Source organism: Nocardiopsis sp. NPDC007018, assembly GCF_040635075.1.
Taxonomy (GTDB): Bacteria; Actinomycetota; Actinomycetes; order Streptosporangiales; family Streptosporangiaceae; genus Nocardiopsis.
Map to the genome: position 1 here is coordinate 1 of NZ_JBEYHA010000019.1, position 16,053 is coordinate 16,053.

The following is a 16,053-nucleotide window of genomic DNA, read 5'->3' on the forward strand; positions in this document are numbered from 1 at the left end:
GGCGGCGCGGGCGCCCGCACTCCGTCTGGGGGCGTTCGGGGGGGGTGGGTGCGGGGCCCGCGGGGCGGTGGGGGCGGGCCTGCGGGCCCGCGCCTCTCCCGGCCGCCCCCGGCCGGTGGTACCCGCGTCTGCGGAAACGGCGGACGGACGGGGCGGCCCCCGCCGGGCTCGCGCGTCGCGGAACCGGCGGGGGCGGGGGAAGCTCTCGGGTCAGTACATCTCGACCTCGTACTCGGTGATCGACGTGGCGATCCCGTCGACCACCTCGACCTCGGCCAGGACGGTGGCGCCGTTCGAGAGGGTGGCGTCGAACTCGTCGAAGTCGCACGCCACCACACCGGTGTCGGGGTCCTGGACGCCGTCGGCGCAGGCGTAGATCCCGGCGTGGATCACCGTGTCCTCGGCGACGTGGAACGCCGTGCCGTTGACGGAGTACTCGCCGGGGGAGACGTACTCCAGTTCGCCCGCCACGCGCACGTCGGTCCCGCCCCCGGTGCCCTCCCCCGGCGCCGCCTCGGGGGCGCCCGTCGCTCCGGAGTCGTACGGGGTCGCGCTGTCGTACTCGGTGACCGACACCGCGACGAGCTCGTCGTCGTCCCCCAGCTCCGCCTCGGCCTTGACATGGACCGGAACGTCTCCCCGGGCCGCCGCCTCGAACGACTCCAGATCGCACTCGACGAGGCCGAAGCCGACGTCGTCGAGGCCGTCCTCGGCAGGGCAGACGTTGAGGCCGCCCACGTACCGGGTCTCCTCGCTGACGAAGAAGGCCTGGCCGTCGATGACGAACTCACCGGGGGCGAGGTACTCCAGCTGTCCCATGAGCGCGTCCTCGCCCCTCCAGTCGGAGTCGTCCGCCGACACCGCGTCGACCACGTCCTCTGGGGAGCACGCCGAAGAGCCGACGACCGTCAGACCGGAGGTCGCGACGGCCAGGACGGTGGTACGGAAACTGCGCTTCATGCGATCCCTTTCTCCCCGGAGAGGAGATGTCTTTGGTGTGGAAACGAGTGGCTGGCAGCGGTTCCCGGGCATGCCGAAGGCGCTCACCATGGGGTTTTCGTGAAGGATCGAACAGCCCGTGTGCGTACTTCTCGCGCGTTTCCCCCGCGCGGGCCCGGGCGCCCCAGAAGCGGCTGTGGCCTGCGGATACTCGTGCTCGCTGTCGGTCCCGTGCGCGCTCCGGGGCCGCCGTGTGGAGTGATCGAGTTCCGTTTTCCGGTCACCCGTGACGGGTTTCAGGCCATGGGCTGGTGTTCCGGGGTGTTCCTGCCGGAGCTCCGCTCGTTCCGTGGTTTCTTTCTGTGCGTTCTGATGGCGTCGGGGGCGGAGGAGTTCTCCGGGGGCGGAGTCTTTCTCCGAAGCGGGTCGCGGGCGTCAGCGGTCCGCCGGCGTCGGGGCGGGGAGGCCCTCAGCGTGGTCCCGGGCGGCGGGCACGCCGACCTCGAACCCGGCCAGGATGCGCTCCGCGTCCTGCGGGGACAGCCCCTGGCGTCGGCAGGCCTGCTCCACGAGCAGGCGTCCGGTGGCCCGCAGGTGGTGTTCCATCGCCTCGCGGGCGGCGACGGGATCGCGGTTGCGGATGGCGGCCAGTACCGGGGCGTGCTCGGCGTCGATGTCGTCCAGGGTGCGGGCGTCACCGGCGGTCGACGCGCCGAGCAGGCGGGTGTGGATGCGCAGCCGTGCGACGATCCGCGCGCTGCGGTCGGCCCGGCCGGTCCGCATGATCGTGTCGTGCAGGCGTTCGTCGTGGTCGAAGAACAGGGTCTCGTCGCCCTTCGCGGCGGCGGCGTGCATGTCGTCCTCGACGGCGGCGATCCGGGCCAGGTCCTCGGCGTCCGCGTCGCGCGCGGCCCGGGCGGCCGCCGGAACCTCCAGGGCCAGCCGTATCGAGAAGATCTCCGCCACGTCCTCCGGCTTGGTGGGGAGCACCCGGAAGCCCCGGTTGCGCTCGAAGGCCAGGAGTCCGGCCTCCTCCAGACGCACCAGGGCGTCGCGGACCGGTGAGCGGGAGATCCCCATCTCCTCGGCCAGGCGCTGGACGCTGTAGAGCTCCCCCGGCCGCATGGTCTGGGAGACCACCGCCTGCCGGACCCGATCCATCACCTGTTCGGTCAGCGACGGCGCGCGGTGGGGAAGTCGGTCCATGGTTGCCCATCCTGCCACAGGGAGATGTCCGGATTTGGCGGTATCTGGATGTATGTAACATGTTACATGCATGTGGCGGGAGTCACTGCGTGTTGCGAGTGAGGAGAAAGCATGGGGGCAGGGATCGTCAGCCTCATCGTGTTCATCGTGGTCACGATCATCGTGAACGTGCCGATGAGGCGACCCATCTCCGAGGCGCTGGTGGCGGCCTTCGTCGCCTGCGCTCTCGTCGGAGGACTACAGGCACCCGAGCTGATAGTGAACGGCATGCTCGGCGCCTCCCAGTCGGAGGTCACCTTCGCCGGGATGGCGTTCGTCTTCATGAGCCTGGTGATCTCCTCGACCGGTCTGATCCGGCGGTTGATCGACATTCTCAACTCCACGTTCGGCGGTGTCCGCGGCGGACCCGGGTACGTCTCGACCCTCGGCTCCGCGATGGTCGGCATGGTGGCGGGCTCCACCGCCGGAAACACCGCCACGGTCGGGTCGATCACCATCCCCTGGATGAAGCGCAACGGATGGTCGCCGGAGAAGTCGGCCACCCTGGTCGCCGGGAACTCGGGCCTGGGCGTGGCGCTCCCGCCCAACTCCACGATGTTCATCCTGCTCGCCATGCCCGCGGCGGCCGGAGCCACCGGCGGATCGGTGTACGTCGCGCTGCTGGTGGCCGGTAGTTACTGCGTGCTCTACCGCATGGCCGTCGTGTGGCTCTGGTCCCGGGGGTCGGACAGCCGCCCGCTGCCGAAGTCCGAGCGCGTCCCGCTACGGGAGTCACTGGCCCGGGGATGGCAGTCCACCCTCATCTTCCTGGGCGTCGTGCTCCCCGTGGTGATCACCTTCGGCCCCCTCAGCACCTGGCTCTCCCAGCCCGGAATCCTGGGCGAGAGCACGAGCAACATCTCGATCATCGTCTGGGTCCCCCTCCTGGTGACCGCCTTCGCGCTCGTCGAGGGGCGGCGCAACCTGCCCTCCGTCCGCGAACTGGGTTCCCGGATCATCGGCGAGATCCCCCAGTTCGCCACGGTCGGCATCTCCCTGTTCGCCGCGCTGGCGGCCGCGCACGTCATGGAGGCGCTCGGCCTCGGTGAGCAGCTCGCCGGGTTCATGACCTCGCTCGACGTCTCCCCGGCCCTGATGGTGCTCCTCGTGTGCGTCATCGTCGTCATCGTCGCCACCCCCCTGTCGGCGACGGCGACGGCGGCGGCGATCGGCGCGCCGTCGATCTACGCGCTGACCTCCATCGGTGTCGACCCGACCATCGCCATCGTCACCCTGCTCCTGTGCGCCTCCACCGAGGGCGCCTCCCCGCCCATCGGAGCCCCCCTGTTCATGGCGGCCGGGTTCGCCAAGGCCAAACCCGTGAAGATGTTCGTCCCGCTCACCGTCTGGTTCGTGGTTCCGATGGCCGCCATCGCCTGGCTCGTCGGTATGGGCTGGCTGCCGATCCCGGCGTGACCGTGAAGGAAGAGATCATGAAATCAGTCGTACTCCGCCCGGTGTGGTTCCTGTTCTGGGCCAGCCTGGCCGTGTTCCTGCTCAGCGGCGCAGTCGTGGTGTTCGGCCAGCTCGCCGGTGTGCTCCTGGTCCAGCCCGGCTGGATCACCGCGCTCTCCGGAAGCGCGTCGTCGGTCGCCTTCACCGGGTCGGCGCTCTGCGCCTGCTGCGCGTTCGTGCTCCAGTACACGTCCAGGGTGCGCGCCCAGCGCCCCGAGGACTCAGACGCCACGCCCCCCGAAGACGGCGAGCCGTCCGAGCACGACGGCGGTTCCGGACAGGGACCCACCTCCGGTGGAAGGGGTGACCGGTGACCAGCACCCTGGACTCCGCCTCCGACCTCCCCGGGGCGCCGGACACCGGCGGGGACCGCGCCGCCGAGATCGAGCGCTTCCTGGGCCCCCGCCTGCGGCTCGACACGACCACGCGCGGCGCCTACACCTCCGACGCGTCGCTCTACCGGCGGTTCCCCGCGGCGGTCCTGGAACCGAGGGACACCGACGACGTACGCGCCGGCGTGGAGCTCGCCCGGCTGCGCGGCTGGTCGGTGGTCGGCCGGGGCGGGGGGACGTCCGTGGCCGGGAACGCGATCGGCGAGGGGCTCGTGATCGACACGTCGCGGCGCATGAACCGCGTCCTGGAGATCGACCCGGTCGCGCGCACCGCCCGCGTCCAGCCGGGGGTGGTCTGCGACCAGCTCAAGGAGGCCGCGGCCGCCCACGGTCTCACCTACGGCCCCGACCCCTCCACCCACTCCCGGTGCACCATCGGCGGCATGGTCGCCAACAACGCCTGCGGCTCCCACTCGGTGGCGTGGGGGACCTCCGCGTCGAACCTGGTGTCGATCACCACCCTGCTCGCGGACGGCCGCGAGGTGCGCTCCGACCACGGCGGCGCCGACGACGAGGGAATCGACGCCGCGCTGCGCGGGCTGCGCGACCGCCACCTGGCGATGCTGCGCCTCGAACTCGGCCGCTTCCCCCGACAGGTCTCCGGCTACGGTCTGCACTACCTGCTGCCGGAGAACGGCTTCGACGTGGCCAAGGCCGTAGCGGGATCGGAGGGCACCCTCGGTGTGATCACCGAGCTCACCGTCTCCCTCGTGGAGCTCCCCAAGGCCACGGCCCTGGCGGTACTGGCCTTCCCCACCGTCTTCGACGCCGCGGCGGCGGCACCGCGCCTGCGCCAGGAGGGCGTGGCGACCATCGAGGGCATGGGCGGCGACCTCCTCGCGGCCCTGCGTTCGCAGCCGGGCAAGGAACGGGCCGGTTCCGGGCTGCCCGGCGGCGCCCCGGGCGACGTCACCGCCGGGGGGTGGCTCTACTGCGAGACCACCGGCGCGACCCTCGCGGAGGCCGAGGAACGGGCACGGGGCCTGGTCGCCGGGTCCGGTCCGCTGGTGGCCTCCACCGTGGTCACCGACCGGGCCCAGACCCGTGCGCTCTGGCGCATCCGCGAGGCGGGGGCGGGCATCGTCACTCGGCTGCCCGACGGCGGCGAGGCCTGGCCCGGTTGGGAGGACTCCGCCGTCCCCGCCGAGAACCTCGCCGACTACCTGCGCGACCTCTACGAACTGCTGGACTCCCACGGACTCCGGGGCATCCCCTTCGGCCACTTCGGCGAGGGCTGCGTCCACATCCGCGTGTCCTACCCGTTGAGGGACGAGGGCGGCGACCGCGTCTTCCGCGCCTTCATGGAGAGCGCCGCCGCGCTGGTGGCCTCCCACGGCGGGTCGCTCTCCGGCGAACACGGTGACGGGCGGGCGCGCTCCGAGTTCCTGGCGCGCATGTACAGCCCCGAGATGCTGGCGGCCTTCCGGAGTTTCAAGGAGGTCTTCGACCCCGACGGGCTCTTCAACCCGGGCGTCCTCGTCGACCCCGACCCCGTCGACCGGGGGTTGCGCCCCGGACCCGAACAGCGCCGCTTCGAGCTCACCCCGGTGCACGCGCTCTCCCGGGACGAGGGCTCCCTGGTCAACGCCGTCAACCGCTGCGTCGGAGTCGGGTCGTGCCGTTCCGACGAAGGCGCGATGTGCCCCTCCTTCCAGGTCACCGGGGACGAGGTGCACTCCACCCGGGGACGGGCCCGCCTGCTGTCCGAGATGCTCCGGGGCGAACGGATCACCGGCGGCCACCGCTCCGAGGAGGTGCGGGAGGCCCTGGACCTGTGCCTGTCCTGCAAGGCCTGCGCGTCCGAGTGCCCGGTGAACGTCGACATGGCCACGTACAAGTCGGAGTTCCTGAACCAGCACTACTCGGGGCGGCTCCGGCCGATGACGCACTACTCGATGGGGTGGCTCCCCGCGCTGACGGCGCTGATGCACCGCGTCCCGGGGGCGGCCCGGGCGCTCAACGCCCTGATGCGGGTCCCCGCCCTGGAACGGATGGTCAAGGCGGCCGCCGGGGTCGACCGCTCCCGGAGCATGATCCGCTTCGCGCCCCGCTCGTTGCAGACCGAGTTCCGCCGCAGCGGCCGCGCCGGTGCGGCGCCCGCCGCGTCCGCGGCCCCTCGGGAGACCGGGGACGGCCCGGACGGCGGGGCGCGGCCCCGCCTGGTGCTGTGGCCGGACTCCTTCTCCAACCACCTGGACTCCGGGCCCGGGCTCGCAGCGGTGGAGGTCCTGGAGGCGCTGGGCTACGAGGTCCTGATGCCCCGGGAGTTCGTGTGCTGTGGTCTGACCTGGCACTCCACGGGACAGCTGGCCATGGTCAAGCGGGTGTTGCGACGCAGCGTGGAGGTGATGGAGCCCTACGTGGAGGCGGGCGTCCCGGTGGTGGGCCTGGAACCCTCATGCCGGGAGATGCTCGCGCACGAACTGACCGAGCTGCTGCCCGGCGACCCTCGCGCGGAGCGCCTCCAGCGGTCCGTCGTCTCCTTCTCCGAGGTGGTCTCCCGACACCTGCCCGGGGTGGACGCAGACCCGGGCGACTGGCCGTTCGGCGAGCTGCGCGTCGGCGCCGTCTCGCAGGTGCACTGCCACGAGCGCTCCATGGGGGACTCCGCGCCGTCGTCCGCCCTGCTGTCCGCGGTGGGGGTCGACGAGCGTGCCGTGCGGACCGGCTGCTGCGGACTCGCGGGCAACTGGGGCTTCGAGCCGGGGCACGCGGACCTCTCGCGTGACCTGGGCGAGCGCGAGCTGTTCCCGGCGATCCGCGCACGCGGAGAGGGGGACATCGTGCTCGCGGACGGATTCTCGTGCCGCACCCAGGTCAGGCAGGAGACCGACGCCGAGCCGCTGCACCTGGCCGAGGTGCTCAGGCGCGCCCTGGGGCGCCCCGGCGACGCCTGACACGGGGCGGACGGCGCCCGGCCCGATCATCGCGGGAACCGGGCGCCGTCCCGCTCCGTCCTGAGGAGAGGCCGCACCGAGGGCACGCCCTAGCATCGGGGCATGAGCACTCCCACCCCACCGCCCCCGCGCCGGGCCGCCCGCGGCACCCGGGCCCCCTACGAGCGGGGTGACCAGCGTGAGGCCCAGATCCTGGACAGCCTGGACGAGCTGCTGCGCACGACCCCGCTGACCGGGATCAGTGTGGACCACATCGCGAAGGGCGCCGGGATCTCGCGGCCCACCCTGTACTTCTACTACCGGTCGCGGTCGGAGGTCTTCGTCGCGCTGCTGCGCCGCACGCTGGCCGAGCTGAGCACGCCGCCGCAGGATCTGGTGGACGCGGCCCCGGAACTGACGCCCCGGGCGGAGATCGCCGCCCTGCTGCGCCACGTCCTGCGCTCCTGGCAGGACCACGGCGCCGTCCTCAGGGCCGTGGTGGAGGCGGCCGACGACCCGGCCGCGGACGCGGTGTGGCGTCAGGCCATGGAGGCCTACGCCCACTTCCTGGAGGGGTGGATCGAGCGGCACCGGGCCCAGGGCACGGCCGTGGACACCGGCGACGACCCGGCCGACCTGGCGGCCGCGCTCACGTGGATGGTGGAGCGCAACAACTACCGCAGGTTCCGTGCGGGGACGCCGACCGGCGCCGAGATCGACCGGCATTTGGACACGCTCACCGGGATCGTGCTGCGGGCCATCGGCATCACCGACCCCGCCTGATCGACAAACTGTCGATTTACACTCGACACAGTGTTGATCACTGCCGGTGTCCGGGGCCATACTCGTGCCACACACTCACCCCCTAAGCGGCGGAGGCAGCCCCCCATGGCGCGACAACGGACCCTCATCACCGGTGGACTGGTACTGGTCGGAGACCCGCTGAACGGGAAATGCGAGCGGACGGACGTCCTGGTCGAGGACGGGGTGATCACCGCCATCGGCACCGGGTGGGATCGGGCCGACGCCGAGCGCGTCGACGCCCGAGGCCGACTGGTGGTGCCCGGCTTCGTCGACTCCCACCAGCACCTGTGGCAGACCACCATGCGCGGCCTCACCGCGGACTGGGACCTCAAGGACTACTTCTGGCGCATCCGCATGAACCACACGGCCCAGCACGGGGCAGAGGACGTCTACGCCGGCACCTACGTCGGCGCCCTGGCGTCGCTGGACAACGGCGTGACCACCACCAGCGACTACAGTCACGCCCTGCTCAGCCCGGACCACGCGGACGAGGCCGTACGAGCGGTCACCGACGCCGGGCTCCGCGCCCGGTGGTTCTACGGGCTGTACGACCCGCCGACCGCGAACCCCGTGTTCACCGACGCCGAGCAGCGGTGGGCCGACGCCCGCCGCGTCCGCTCCACCCACTTCAGCGGCAACGACGCGCGCACGGACCGCGTCACCATGGGTGTGGCCCTGACCGAGCTGGGCCTGCGCCCCTGGAAGGAGACCGAGGGCGAGTTCCGCCTCGCCGCCGACCTTGACGTGTCGCTGACCGCGCACACCAACGTCGTGTGGGGCCCCGGCCACGGCACCTCCGAGATCGAGACCTACCACCGGCACGGCCTCCTCGGGCCGGGGCAGCTGCACTCCCACGCCAACACCAGCACCGACCACGAGCTGCGCCTGCTCGCGGACGCGGGCGCCACCACCAGCAGCACCCCGGACACCGAACTCCAGATGGGTATGGGAAGCCCCGTCTGGGCGCGGGCCGCCGCCGCCGGCGTGCACGTCGGCCTCGGAGCCGACATCCAGTCCAACAACTCCAGCGACCCCTGGGCCCAGATGCGGCTCGCTCTCCAGGCGGAGAACCTGCGGGCCTCCCTGCCCGTGCTCGGGACCGACGGTCTGGTCGGCCTGACCGGGGCGCCGGCCACCCCCCGGCAGGTCCTGTACCACGCCACTCTGGGCAGCGCCCGGGCCCTGGGCCTGGGCGACGTCACCGGCTCCCTGGACGTCGGCAAGCACGCGGACCTGCTCCTGGTGCGTGTGGGCGGGCTGGGCCAGCGCCCGATCGTGAACCCCCTCCACACGCTGGTGCTGCACTGCGGCCCCGCCGACCTGGACACGGTCATGGTGGGCGGTGACATCGTCAAGCACGGCGGCCGCCTCACCCACCGCGACCCCGTGGCCGCGGCCATGCTGTTGGAGGCGGCCCACGAGCGGGTCTCGGAGCGTGTGACCGCGCGCGGCGGTTGGACGCCGCCCACCCCGCCGACCTTCCTCCACCAGGTCATGGACACCATGGTGGCCAACGCCCCCGGTGAGCCCGCCGACCCGGTGGCGTCCTGATGAGCCGGACCACACCACCGAGGGTGCGGCTGTACGAGCCGGTCCGGGGCGACCGCGCCGAATTCTGGCGGAGCCTGCGAGCCACCTACGGGGACGTCGCCCCCGTGGAGCTGGAACCGGGGGTGCACGGGTGGCTGCTGCTGTCCTACGACCTCAATCGGCGCGTCCTCGGCAGGGACGACCTGTTCTCCCGGGACCCGAGGACCTGGCGCGACCTGGAGGACGGCACCATCGCGGCCGACTCCGGAATCCGCGCCGCATGGCAGTACCGGCCGACCGCGCTGTTCTCCGACGGTGACGAACACCGTCGCCTCTCCCGCTCCCTGTTACGCGCCTTCGATCGGCTGAACGAGCGTCGCACCTCCGCCAACATCAGCGAGGTCTCGCACGGCCTCATCGACCGGTTCGCCGCCCGGGGCCACGCGGACCTGGTGGCCGACTTCTGCGTCCCGCTGCCCCTGATGGTGATGGGGACGCTGTTCGGACTCTCCCAGGACCAGATCGCCCGGATCATCGACCAGACCACCCGCACCTGGCAGGGCGACCCCGAGGCGGCGCAGGCCATGGGGCGGCTGCTGTTCGAGGTCGCGGTGGCCGCCCGTGAGGAGCCCGACGAGACCACCCTGCCGACCCTGTTGCTGGAGCAGGGCCTGACCGAGGCCGAGACCGCGGCACAACTGGGCCTGCTGCTCTCGGCGGGGGTGGACCCGGTCACGCACACCATCGGCGCCGCCCTGCGCGAGCTGCTCACCGACACCGACGTGTCCCGTGCGCGGTCCGTCATGCGGATCTCCGACTCCGTGAACCTGGTCCTGGTCCGCCACACACCGCTGGAGACCATGGTGGCCCGCTTTCCGCTCCAGGACCTGAGCCTGGGCCGCTACCAGGTACGCGCCGGGGACTGCGTCGTGGCGGGGTTCGCGGCGGCGTCGGAGGACCTGTACGCCGGTTCGACACTGGACGAGATCGCGTCGAACCGGGCTCACCTGACATGGGGGGTGGGGGCGCACCGCTGCCCCCACTACGGTCGGGACCTGTCCCAGGACATGGCCGAGACCGCGATCGGCGCCGTGTTCGAGCGGCTCCCGCTCCTGCGCCTGGCCACACCGCCCGAGAGCCACCGGTGGCTGCCCAACGTCAACCTGCGCGGCCTGCGGTCGCTGCCCGTGCGCTTCGCCGCGCGGAGCGCCGCCCCGCAGCCGCCCGCCGAGGCTCCGCCCGTCGGCGACGTCAGGGCACTGGGGTTCTGGCGCAGACTCGCCGAAGCCGTCACACCCCGGCGCGCGGCGGGATGATCGGCGTTCGCGCCGTCTCCGTGAGGAGGCGGCGCGGACCCTCGGCGGCGTCCCCGAGCGGTTCACCCCGTGAGCTGGAACACGAGCTGGTCGGCGCCGCTGGCGTAGTCGCCGACCAGGTTGGCCCTGTACCAACCGGGCCCGGCGGGCGCGCCGACGTCCGCGCAGTCGACGGAGGAGCGCCCCAGGTCCCAGGTCAGGGTGTACTCGTGCGGAACGCCCCGAAGGAGCTGGCGCTCCTCCTCGCTGGTGCCCCCGACGCAGTCGGCCGAGGAGTAGACCCGGTCGTCGCCGGAGTGCACCAGGAGCTCGATCGCCCCGGGGCCCGTGTCCACGGTGCAGGTCTGGGCGGCCGTGTTGACCACCACCACCCGGAACCCGGGGTGTGAGCCCCCGCTGTACACCTCGCGGTCCCTCTCCGAGAAGTCGAGGGTGACGAGGACGTCCTCGGGGCGGCAGGGGTCCTCCGGTGCCTCGGGTGCGGGAAGGTCCTCGACATCGGGACCGTCGTCCTCCTCGACGGGAACCGCGTCCCCGGAGGAGGCGGCCGGTGGGACGGTCTCCTCCTCGTCGGGGCCGGCCTCGGCGGTGGGCGGAGCGTCGCCCCGATCCGTGCCGAGTACGTAGACCCCGGCCGACAACAGCACCAGCGCACCGACCAGAGCCGCTCCCAGCCGACGCCGACGCCCCCGCTCGGGTACGGAGAGCGCGGTCGGCGGCGGCGACGGGGGTCCGGACGTCGGGGGTCCGGACGTCGGGGGTCCGGGCGTCGGGGGTCCGGACGTGGGAGGGAGAGGCGCGGGGGGAATCACGGGAGGGGTGTCCTCCTCGCCGCCCGGGCGCGCACCCAGCTCGGCGAGCAACCGGTCCGGATCGGGGCGGTTCGCGGGCTCCCGCGCCAGACAGGAGCCGACGAGGTCGCGCAGGTCCTCGGGGAGCGCGGACAGGTCGGGTGCGGCCTCCAACACGCGCTGGATGACCGCCAGCCCCTTGCGGCCGAACGGAGGCGCCCCGGTCGCCGCGTAGTACAGGACGCTGCCCAGGGAGAACACGTCCGACGCCGGTCCCAGCTCCTCCCCGAGCATCTGTTCGGGGGACATGTACGGCGGCGTGCCGAAGCGGCCGCCCAGCGGCGTGAGCGGGGTGAGTGAGATCTCGGAGGACCCGCGCAGCGCCTTGGCGATCCCGAAGTCGATGACCCGGGGGCCCTCCTCGGACAGGATGATGTTGCCCGGCTTGAGGTCGCGGTGGACGACCCCGACCAGGTGGATCGACCTCAGCGCCTCGGCCAGGCCAGCGGCGAGGGCGAGCGTGGCCTCCACGGTGAGCGGTCCGTGCCGCTGAACCGTCCTGGACAGTGTCGGCCCGGGTACGTACTCGGTGACCAGCCAGGGCGCCGCGGTGCCCAGGTCGGCGTCGAGGACCGAGGCGGTGTGCGGGCCCGAGACTCGACGCGCCAGTTCCACCTCACGGGCGAAGCGCCTGCGGAAACCCGGCTCACCGACCACCGCGCCGTGCATGACCTTCACCGCGACGCTTCGCGCCTCGGTCCGTCCCAGGTACACGCGGCCCATGCCGCCCGCGCCGAGCCGGCCCAGCAGCCGGTACCGGCCGATGCTCGGCGGATCGTCGTCAGCGAGCGGTTCCACGGATCACCCCTGAGAGAACTCTCGGACGGTGCCGGCCGGGAACGCGGCGGGCCGGTTCCGGGCGACAAAGAAGGCCCTGGTGAACAGGGCCTTCGTTGGTGTCTCGGGAAGAGACGCCCGACTCTCCTGTGGCTCCAAGGTAAGCAGCACCTCACCTGAGCGCAGGGTCCTCTGGTCCGCCTTCGGGACGCCTTTCGCGAGCACGGTGTCCACAGACGATGTCCGGCCGCCCGCCGGGATGCTCGAAAGGGGGACCGGAGCACGCCTGGAGCGTGGTCCGATCCCCCTGGCGCCGGTTCCGGCAGAGTGCTCGGGGGAGCCGCCACGGCCGTGGGATCGGCGGCATCCTGTCGTCGCTAGGCGACGGGCTCGCGCACCCTGCGTTTGAGACCGGTCCAGACGGGCTTGAGGAGCCCGGCGAACAGAACGACCACCACAAGGGCCCAGATGGTGATCGAAATGCCGGAGGCACCGACCATCGCCCAGAAGTCACCTCGGTAGGTGACCATTCCCTGGACGAAGTAGCGCTCGATCATCGACCCCAGGACCAGGCCCACCAGCAGCGAGGCCGGAGAGAAGTCGAGCAGCCTCAGGAAGTATCCGAAGAGTCCGGCGATCAGCACGATGTGCAGGTCGATGAAGTTGCTGTTGATGCTGTAGGCCCCGATGGAGGCGATGATGACGATGAACGGAACCATGTAGCGCATCGGGGTCATGATGAGCTTGATCCACACCCCGATCAGGGGCAGGTTCAGCAGAAGCAACATGACGTTGGCGACCAGGATGGACGCGATCACCGACCAGAAGAGGTCGGGCCGCTGGGTCGCCAACAGGGGACCGGGTTGGACACCCTGGACGGTCATGGCCGAGATCATCAGGGCCAGGGTGGCGGAGAACGGGATGCCCAGCATCAGTACCGGAACGATACTGCCGATGGTGGCCGAGGAGTTGGCCGCCTCCGGGCCGGCCACGCCCTCCACGGCTCCGGTGCCCAACTCCTTCCGGTGCTTGGAGACCGTCTGTTCGACCTTGTACGAAGCGAAGGTGGAGAGCGCGGCCGCCGGACCAGGAATCAGCCCGAACCCGAAGCCGATCAGGGAACCGCGTCCCCAGGGTGTGATCGACCGGCCGAGCTCCTTCTTGGTCGGAATCAGTTCACGCAGACGGAGGCGTCGGGGTTTGGGTCGTTTGGAGTCCCCGGTGAGCATGAACATCAGCTCGGAGAGACCGTAGAGACCGACCGCGACACTGGCCAGCGCGACCCCCAGGGTCAGGTCGATCTGACCGAAGGTGAAGCGGTTCGTCGAGGTGTTGACGTCCAGCCCGATCGTCGCCAGCGCCACACCGATGATCATCGGTAGGAGCCCCGACCCCAGCGATCCCCCGGAGATCCTGGCGAGGACGAGCAGGCCGCCCGCGGTCAGAGCGAAGAACTCCGCCGGGCCGAACCGCATGGCCACGCCGGTGACCGCGGGCAGGACCAGCAGCACGATGGCCAACCCGATCAGACCGGATATGAACGACCCGAGGGTCATGATGGTCAGGGCCGCTCCACCGCGGCCGTTCTTCATCATCGGGTGGCCGTCGAAGGTCGCGACGACGGACTGCGCGTCACCGGGCATGTTCAGCAGGATCGACGTCATCGACCCCGCGAACTGGGTGCCGATGTAGATGCCGGCGATCATGATCATGCCGACCACGGGCTCGTAGGCGAAGGTCAGCGGTAGCAGCAGCGCGGCACCGGCGACCGGCCCGAGACCGGGAAGGATACCGATCAGCGTGCCGGCCAGCGCACCGACGAACGCCGCCAACAGCAGCTCGGGAGAGAGCGCGAGGTTGAGGCCGTAAAGAAAGCCTTCAATAGTTCCCATGGTTTATGCCTCTTACGGAATGATCATGCCGCTGGGCAGTCGAATCCCCAGGGCCTCAGAGAAGAAGAGGGTCAAGATGATTCCCATGGCAACGCCGATAGTAATGGATTTCAACCATGAGTCACGGCCGACCACGCGAATGAATGCTGTGGCGAAGAGTGCCGATGCGATGTACTGACCAAGGATCGGAATCAGCGCGGCGTAAAAGACGACCACCATGGCTGTGAATATGAGGACGTCTTTGAGATCACGCCCGCGAGGGAAATCGATCTGACCCGATTCCGAGCGTCCCAGTAGTGATTCGATGATCACTATGAGGGAGATGACCGCCCCGGCGATGCCGACCCATCCGGGGATCATCCCCGGGCCCGGTTGGGACAACGTTCCGTTGTCGAGCTCTCTTCCCGCCAGGTAGTATCCGACGAAAATGGCCAGGAAAAGGGCTCCGAAGAGAATGCGACCCAATCGTTTCGGATCGTTCCGCAACCCTTGCGATGATCTTTCCGACGCTTGGCCGGCGTTCTCGGTCTCAGCCATCAGTTATCGCGGTCGTTTCCGAGTTCGATGCCGTGCTCGATGTTGGCCTGGATTTCCTCCAGGTAGGCGTCCAGCTCGTCACCCGTGGCCACGTGGGGAAGTACGCCCTGCTCGCGGGCCCAATCGGCCCACTCGTCGCTCATGATGATGGCGTCGGAGGCCTCACGCAGGGCCGACTCGACGTCCTCCTCCAGACCGGCCGGGGCCATGGTCATGTAGTCCGAAGTGAAGGGGATGTCGTATCCGGCCTCGTTGAACTGGACCGCGTCGGGGAGGAAGTCGCTGTAGTCCTCCGGGCCGCTGTAGGCGATCGCCCGCAGGTCACCCGACTCGACCAGCCCCAACTGCCCGGAGGCGTTTCCGACCACGGCGTCCAGGCGTCCGCTCATGACTTCCAGAGCCGCTTCCCCGGTACCGCCGGCGGTGGTGACCAGTGATACCTCGATGTCTGCCAGCTCTTCGAGGTAGTAGATGACGAAAGCCGGGTTGCCCATGCCGGCGGGCGTGCTGATCTGGATCTCCCCCGGGTTCCGTTTGGCGGCCTCGACCAGGTCGTCCAACGTCTCGTAGTCGGAATCCGGGGAGACGAACAGCCCGTAGGGTGTGCCGGACATCTTGGCCAGGGGTGTGAAGTCCGAGGGTGTCTCGTACTGGGCCTCACCGGTGACCAGGGGCTGGGCGACGAATCCTCCGGAGGTACCGAGCCCCAGGGTGTAGCCGTCGGCGTCGGCGCCGGCCAGTCGGGTGATGCCGACCGCCTCGTCTCCGCCGGGCACGTTGATGACGTTTCCACTGGCGTTGAGTTCCGACTCCAGCATCTGGACGAACTGGCGGCCGACGGGGTCGGCTCCACCACCCGGGTTGTAGGGAACGATGTATTCGATGGAGTTCGAGGGGTATTCGCCACCGTTGTCGCTACAGCCCGCCAGAATGAGAGGGGCGATCGCCGCGGCGGCCACCAGCACGCGGTGATTCCGCTTGCTTACTCGATTGATTGCGGGGCGCGATGAGGGGGTGTGCATGGTTCTCCCTTTCGGGATATGGGGGCATGGTGATAAGGCGGAGTTCCGTGGAGGCGGAGTTCCGTGATGGAGGGTCGACCCATGTTCGGGAAGCGCTCAGCAACATGAGATCTGCGTCACGTTATCATGTAATGACCGGGTTTGGCACCACTTGTCCGGTAAAATTAGTCCGGATGGTCCGAGCTCTTATGAGTGCCGCACCCGAGGACTTCTGTGTAACCATTCGATTTCGATGTGTGCGACGGATGGAACGTTGTCGGGCCGGGCGGTGAGGCGCGTGAACGGGTGGGGATCGGCTGTCGGCTGTCGGGTGCCAGGCGCCGGACCCCTCCGATGTTCACCCTCTTCCATCGTTTTCACCACGTCGTCCGACGGGGAAGACGCGGGCGTGGTCGAGCTTCAGCACGGGAGGATTCG

At 70.4% G+C, this 16,053-nt stretch carries 12 protein-coding genes; 6 read left to right on the forward strand and 6 right to left on the reverse strand.

What is annotated here, in order from left to right:
* Window positions 1-210 precede the first annotated feature (210 nt).
* Window positions 211-960 carry a hypothetical protein gene (locus ABZ635_RS12970; RefSeq protein ID WP_357763463.1) on the reverse strand — a complete coding sequence of 250 codons (750 nt, stop codon included), beginning with the start codon at window positions 958-960 and terminating at the stop codon, window positions 211-213.
* A gap of 414 nt (window positions 961-1,374) precedes the next feature.
* Window positions 1,375-2,145, reverse strand: a complete 771-nt coding sequence (locus ABZ635_RS12975; protein ID WP_357763466.1) for a GntR family transcriptional regulator — start codon at window positions 2,143-2,145, stop codon at window positions 1,375-1,377.
* A gap of 111 nt (window positions 2,146-2,256) precedes the next feature.
* Between ABZ635_RS12975 and ABZ635_RS12980 the strand changes: the two genes are divergently transcribed.
* The 6 genes from ABZ635_RS12980 (at window position 2,257) to ABZ635_RS13005 (ending at window position 10,557) form a co-directional block, all read left to right on the forward strand.
* Window positions 2,257-3,600, forward strand: coding sequence for a TRAP transporter large permease subunit (locus tag ABZ635_RS12980; protein WP_357763469.1), 1,344 nt, complete (start codon window positions 2,257-2,259; stop codon window positions 3,598-3,600).
* A gap of 17 nt (window positions 3,601-3,617) precedes the next feature.
* Window positions 3,618-3,953 (forward strand): hypothetical protein, encoded by a 336-nt coding sequence (locus tag ABZ635_RS12985; RefSeq protein ID WP_357763472.1) that lies wholly within the window; start codon window positions 3,618-3,620, stop codon window positions 3,951-3,953.
* Window positions 3,950-6,928 carry an FAD-binding and (Fe-S)-binding domain-containing protein gene (locus ABZ635_RS12990; RefSeq protein ID WP_357763474.1) on the forward strand — a complete coding sequence of 993 codons (2,979 nt, stop codon included), beginning with the start codon at window positions 3,950-3,952 and terminating at the stop codon, window positions 6,926-6,928. The genes ABZ635_RS12985 and ABZ635_RS12990 overlap by 4 nt, the downstream gene beginning before the upstream one ends.
* A 102-nt stretch (window positions 6,929-7,030) precedes the next feature.
* Window positions 7,031-7,690: a TetR/AcrR family transcriptional regulator gene (locus ABZ635_RS12995; RefSeq protein ID WP_357763477.1), complete on the forward strand. Its 660-nt coding sequence runs from the start codon at window positions 7,031-7,033 to the stop codon at window positions 7,688-7,690.
* A gap of 105 nt (window positions 7,691-7,795) precedes the next feature.
* Complete coding sequence (locus tag ABZ635_RS13000; protein ID WP_357763480.1) at window positions 7,796-9,262, forward strand: amidohydrolase family protein; 1,467 nt, start codon at window positions 7,796-7,798, stop codon at window positions 9,260-9,262.
* Window positions 9,262-10,557: a cytochrome P450 gene (locus ABZ635_RS13005; protein ID WP_357763483.1), complete on the forward strand. Its 1,296-nt coding sequence runs from the start codon at window positions 9,262-9,264 to the stop codon at window positions 10,555-10,557. The genes ABZ635_RS13000 and ABZ635_RS13005 overlap by 1 nt, the downstream gene beginning before the upstream one ends.
* 62 nt (window positions 10,558-10,619) lie before the next feature.
* Here the strand turns inward: ABZ635_RS13005 and ABZ635_RS13010 are convergent, their stop codons facing one another.
* From ABZ635_RS13010 to ABZ635_RS13025, 4 genes are all read right to left on the reverse strand, one after another.
* On the reverse strand, window positions 10,620-12,206 hold the full coding sequence (locus ABZ635_RS13010) for a serine/threonine-protein kinase (RefSeq protein ID WP_357763485.1): 1,587 nt from the start codon (window positions 12,204-12,206) through the stop codon (window positions 10,620-10,622).
* 356 nt (window positions 12,207-12,562) lie between these two features.
* Complete coding sequence (locus tag ABZ635_RS13015; RefSeq protein WP_357763488.1) at window positions 12,563-14,077, reverse strand: tripartite tricarboxylate transporter permease; 1,515 nt, start codon at window positions 14,075-14,077, stop codon at window positions 12,563-12,565.
* A gap of 12 nt (window positions 14,078-14,089) precedes the next feature.
* Entirely contained in the window at window positions 14,090-14,614 is a 525-nt protein-coding gene (locus ABZ635_RS13020) for a tripartite tricarboxylate transporter TctB family protein (RefSeq protein WP_357763491.1), read from the reverse strand.
* Window positions 14,614-15,579, reverse strand: coding sequence for a tripartite tricarboxylate transporter substrate binding protein (locus ABZ635_RS13025; RefSeq protein ID WP_357763494.1), 966 nt, complete (start codon window positions 15,577-15,579; stop codon window positions 14,614-14,616). The genes ABZ635_RS13020 and ABZ635_RS13025 overlap by 1 nt, the downstream gene beginning before the upstream one ends.
* Window positions 15,580-16,053 lie beyond the last annotated feature (474 nt).

Excerpts from the sequence above, each read along its gene's own strand:
- ABZ635_RS12980 (WP_357763469.1), top strand. The coding sequence starts at position 2,257 with ATGGGGGCAGGGATCGTCAGCCTCATCGTGTTCATCGTGGTCACGATC.
- ABZ635_RS13000 (WP_357763480.1), top strand. The coding sequence starts at position 7,796 with ATGGCGCGACAACGGACCCTCATCACCGGTGGACTGGTACTGGTCGGA.
- ABZ635_RS12985 (WP_357763472.1), top strand. The coding sequence starts at position 3,618 with ATGAAATCAGTCGTACTCCGCCCGGTGTGGTTCCTGTTCTGGGCCAGC.
- ABZ635_RS12995 (WP_357763477.1), top strand. The coding sequence starts at position 7,031 with ATGAGCACTCCCACCCCACCGCCCCCGCGCCGGGCCGCCCGCGGCACC.
- ABZ635_RS13005 (WP_357763483.1), top strand. The coding sequence starts at position 9,262 with ATGAGCCGGACCACACCACCGAGGGTGCGGCTGTACGAGCCGGTCCGG.
- ABZ635_RS12970 (WP_357763463.1), bottom strand. The coding sequence starts at position 960 with ATGAAGCGCAGTTTCCGTACCACCGTCCTGGCCGTCGCGACCTCCGGT.
- ABZ635_RS12975 (WP_357763466.1), bottom strand. The coding sequence starts at position 2,145 with ATGGACCGACTTCCCCACCGCGCGCCGTCGCTGACCGAACAGGTGATG.
- ABZ635_RS13020 (WP_357763491.1), bottom strand. The coding sequence starts at position 14,614 with ATGGCTGAGACCGAGAACGCCGGCCAAGCGTCGGAAAGATCATCGCAA.
- ABZ635_RS13015 (WP_357763488.1), bottom strand. The coding sequence starts at position 14,077 with ATGGGAACTATTGAAGGCTTTCTTTACGGCCTCAACCTCGCGCTCTCT.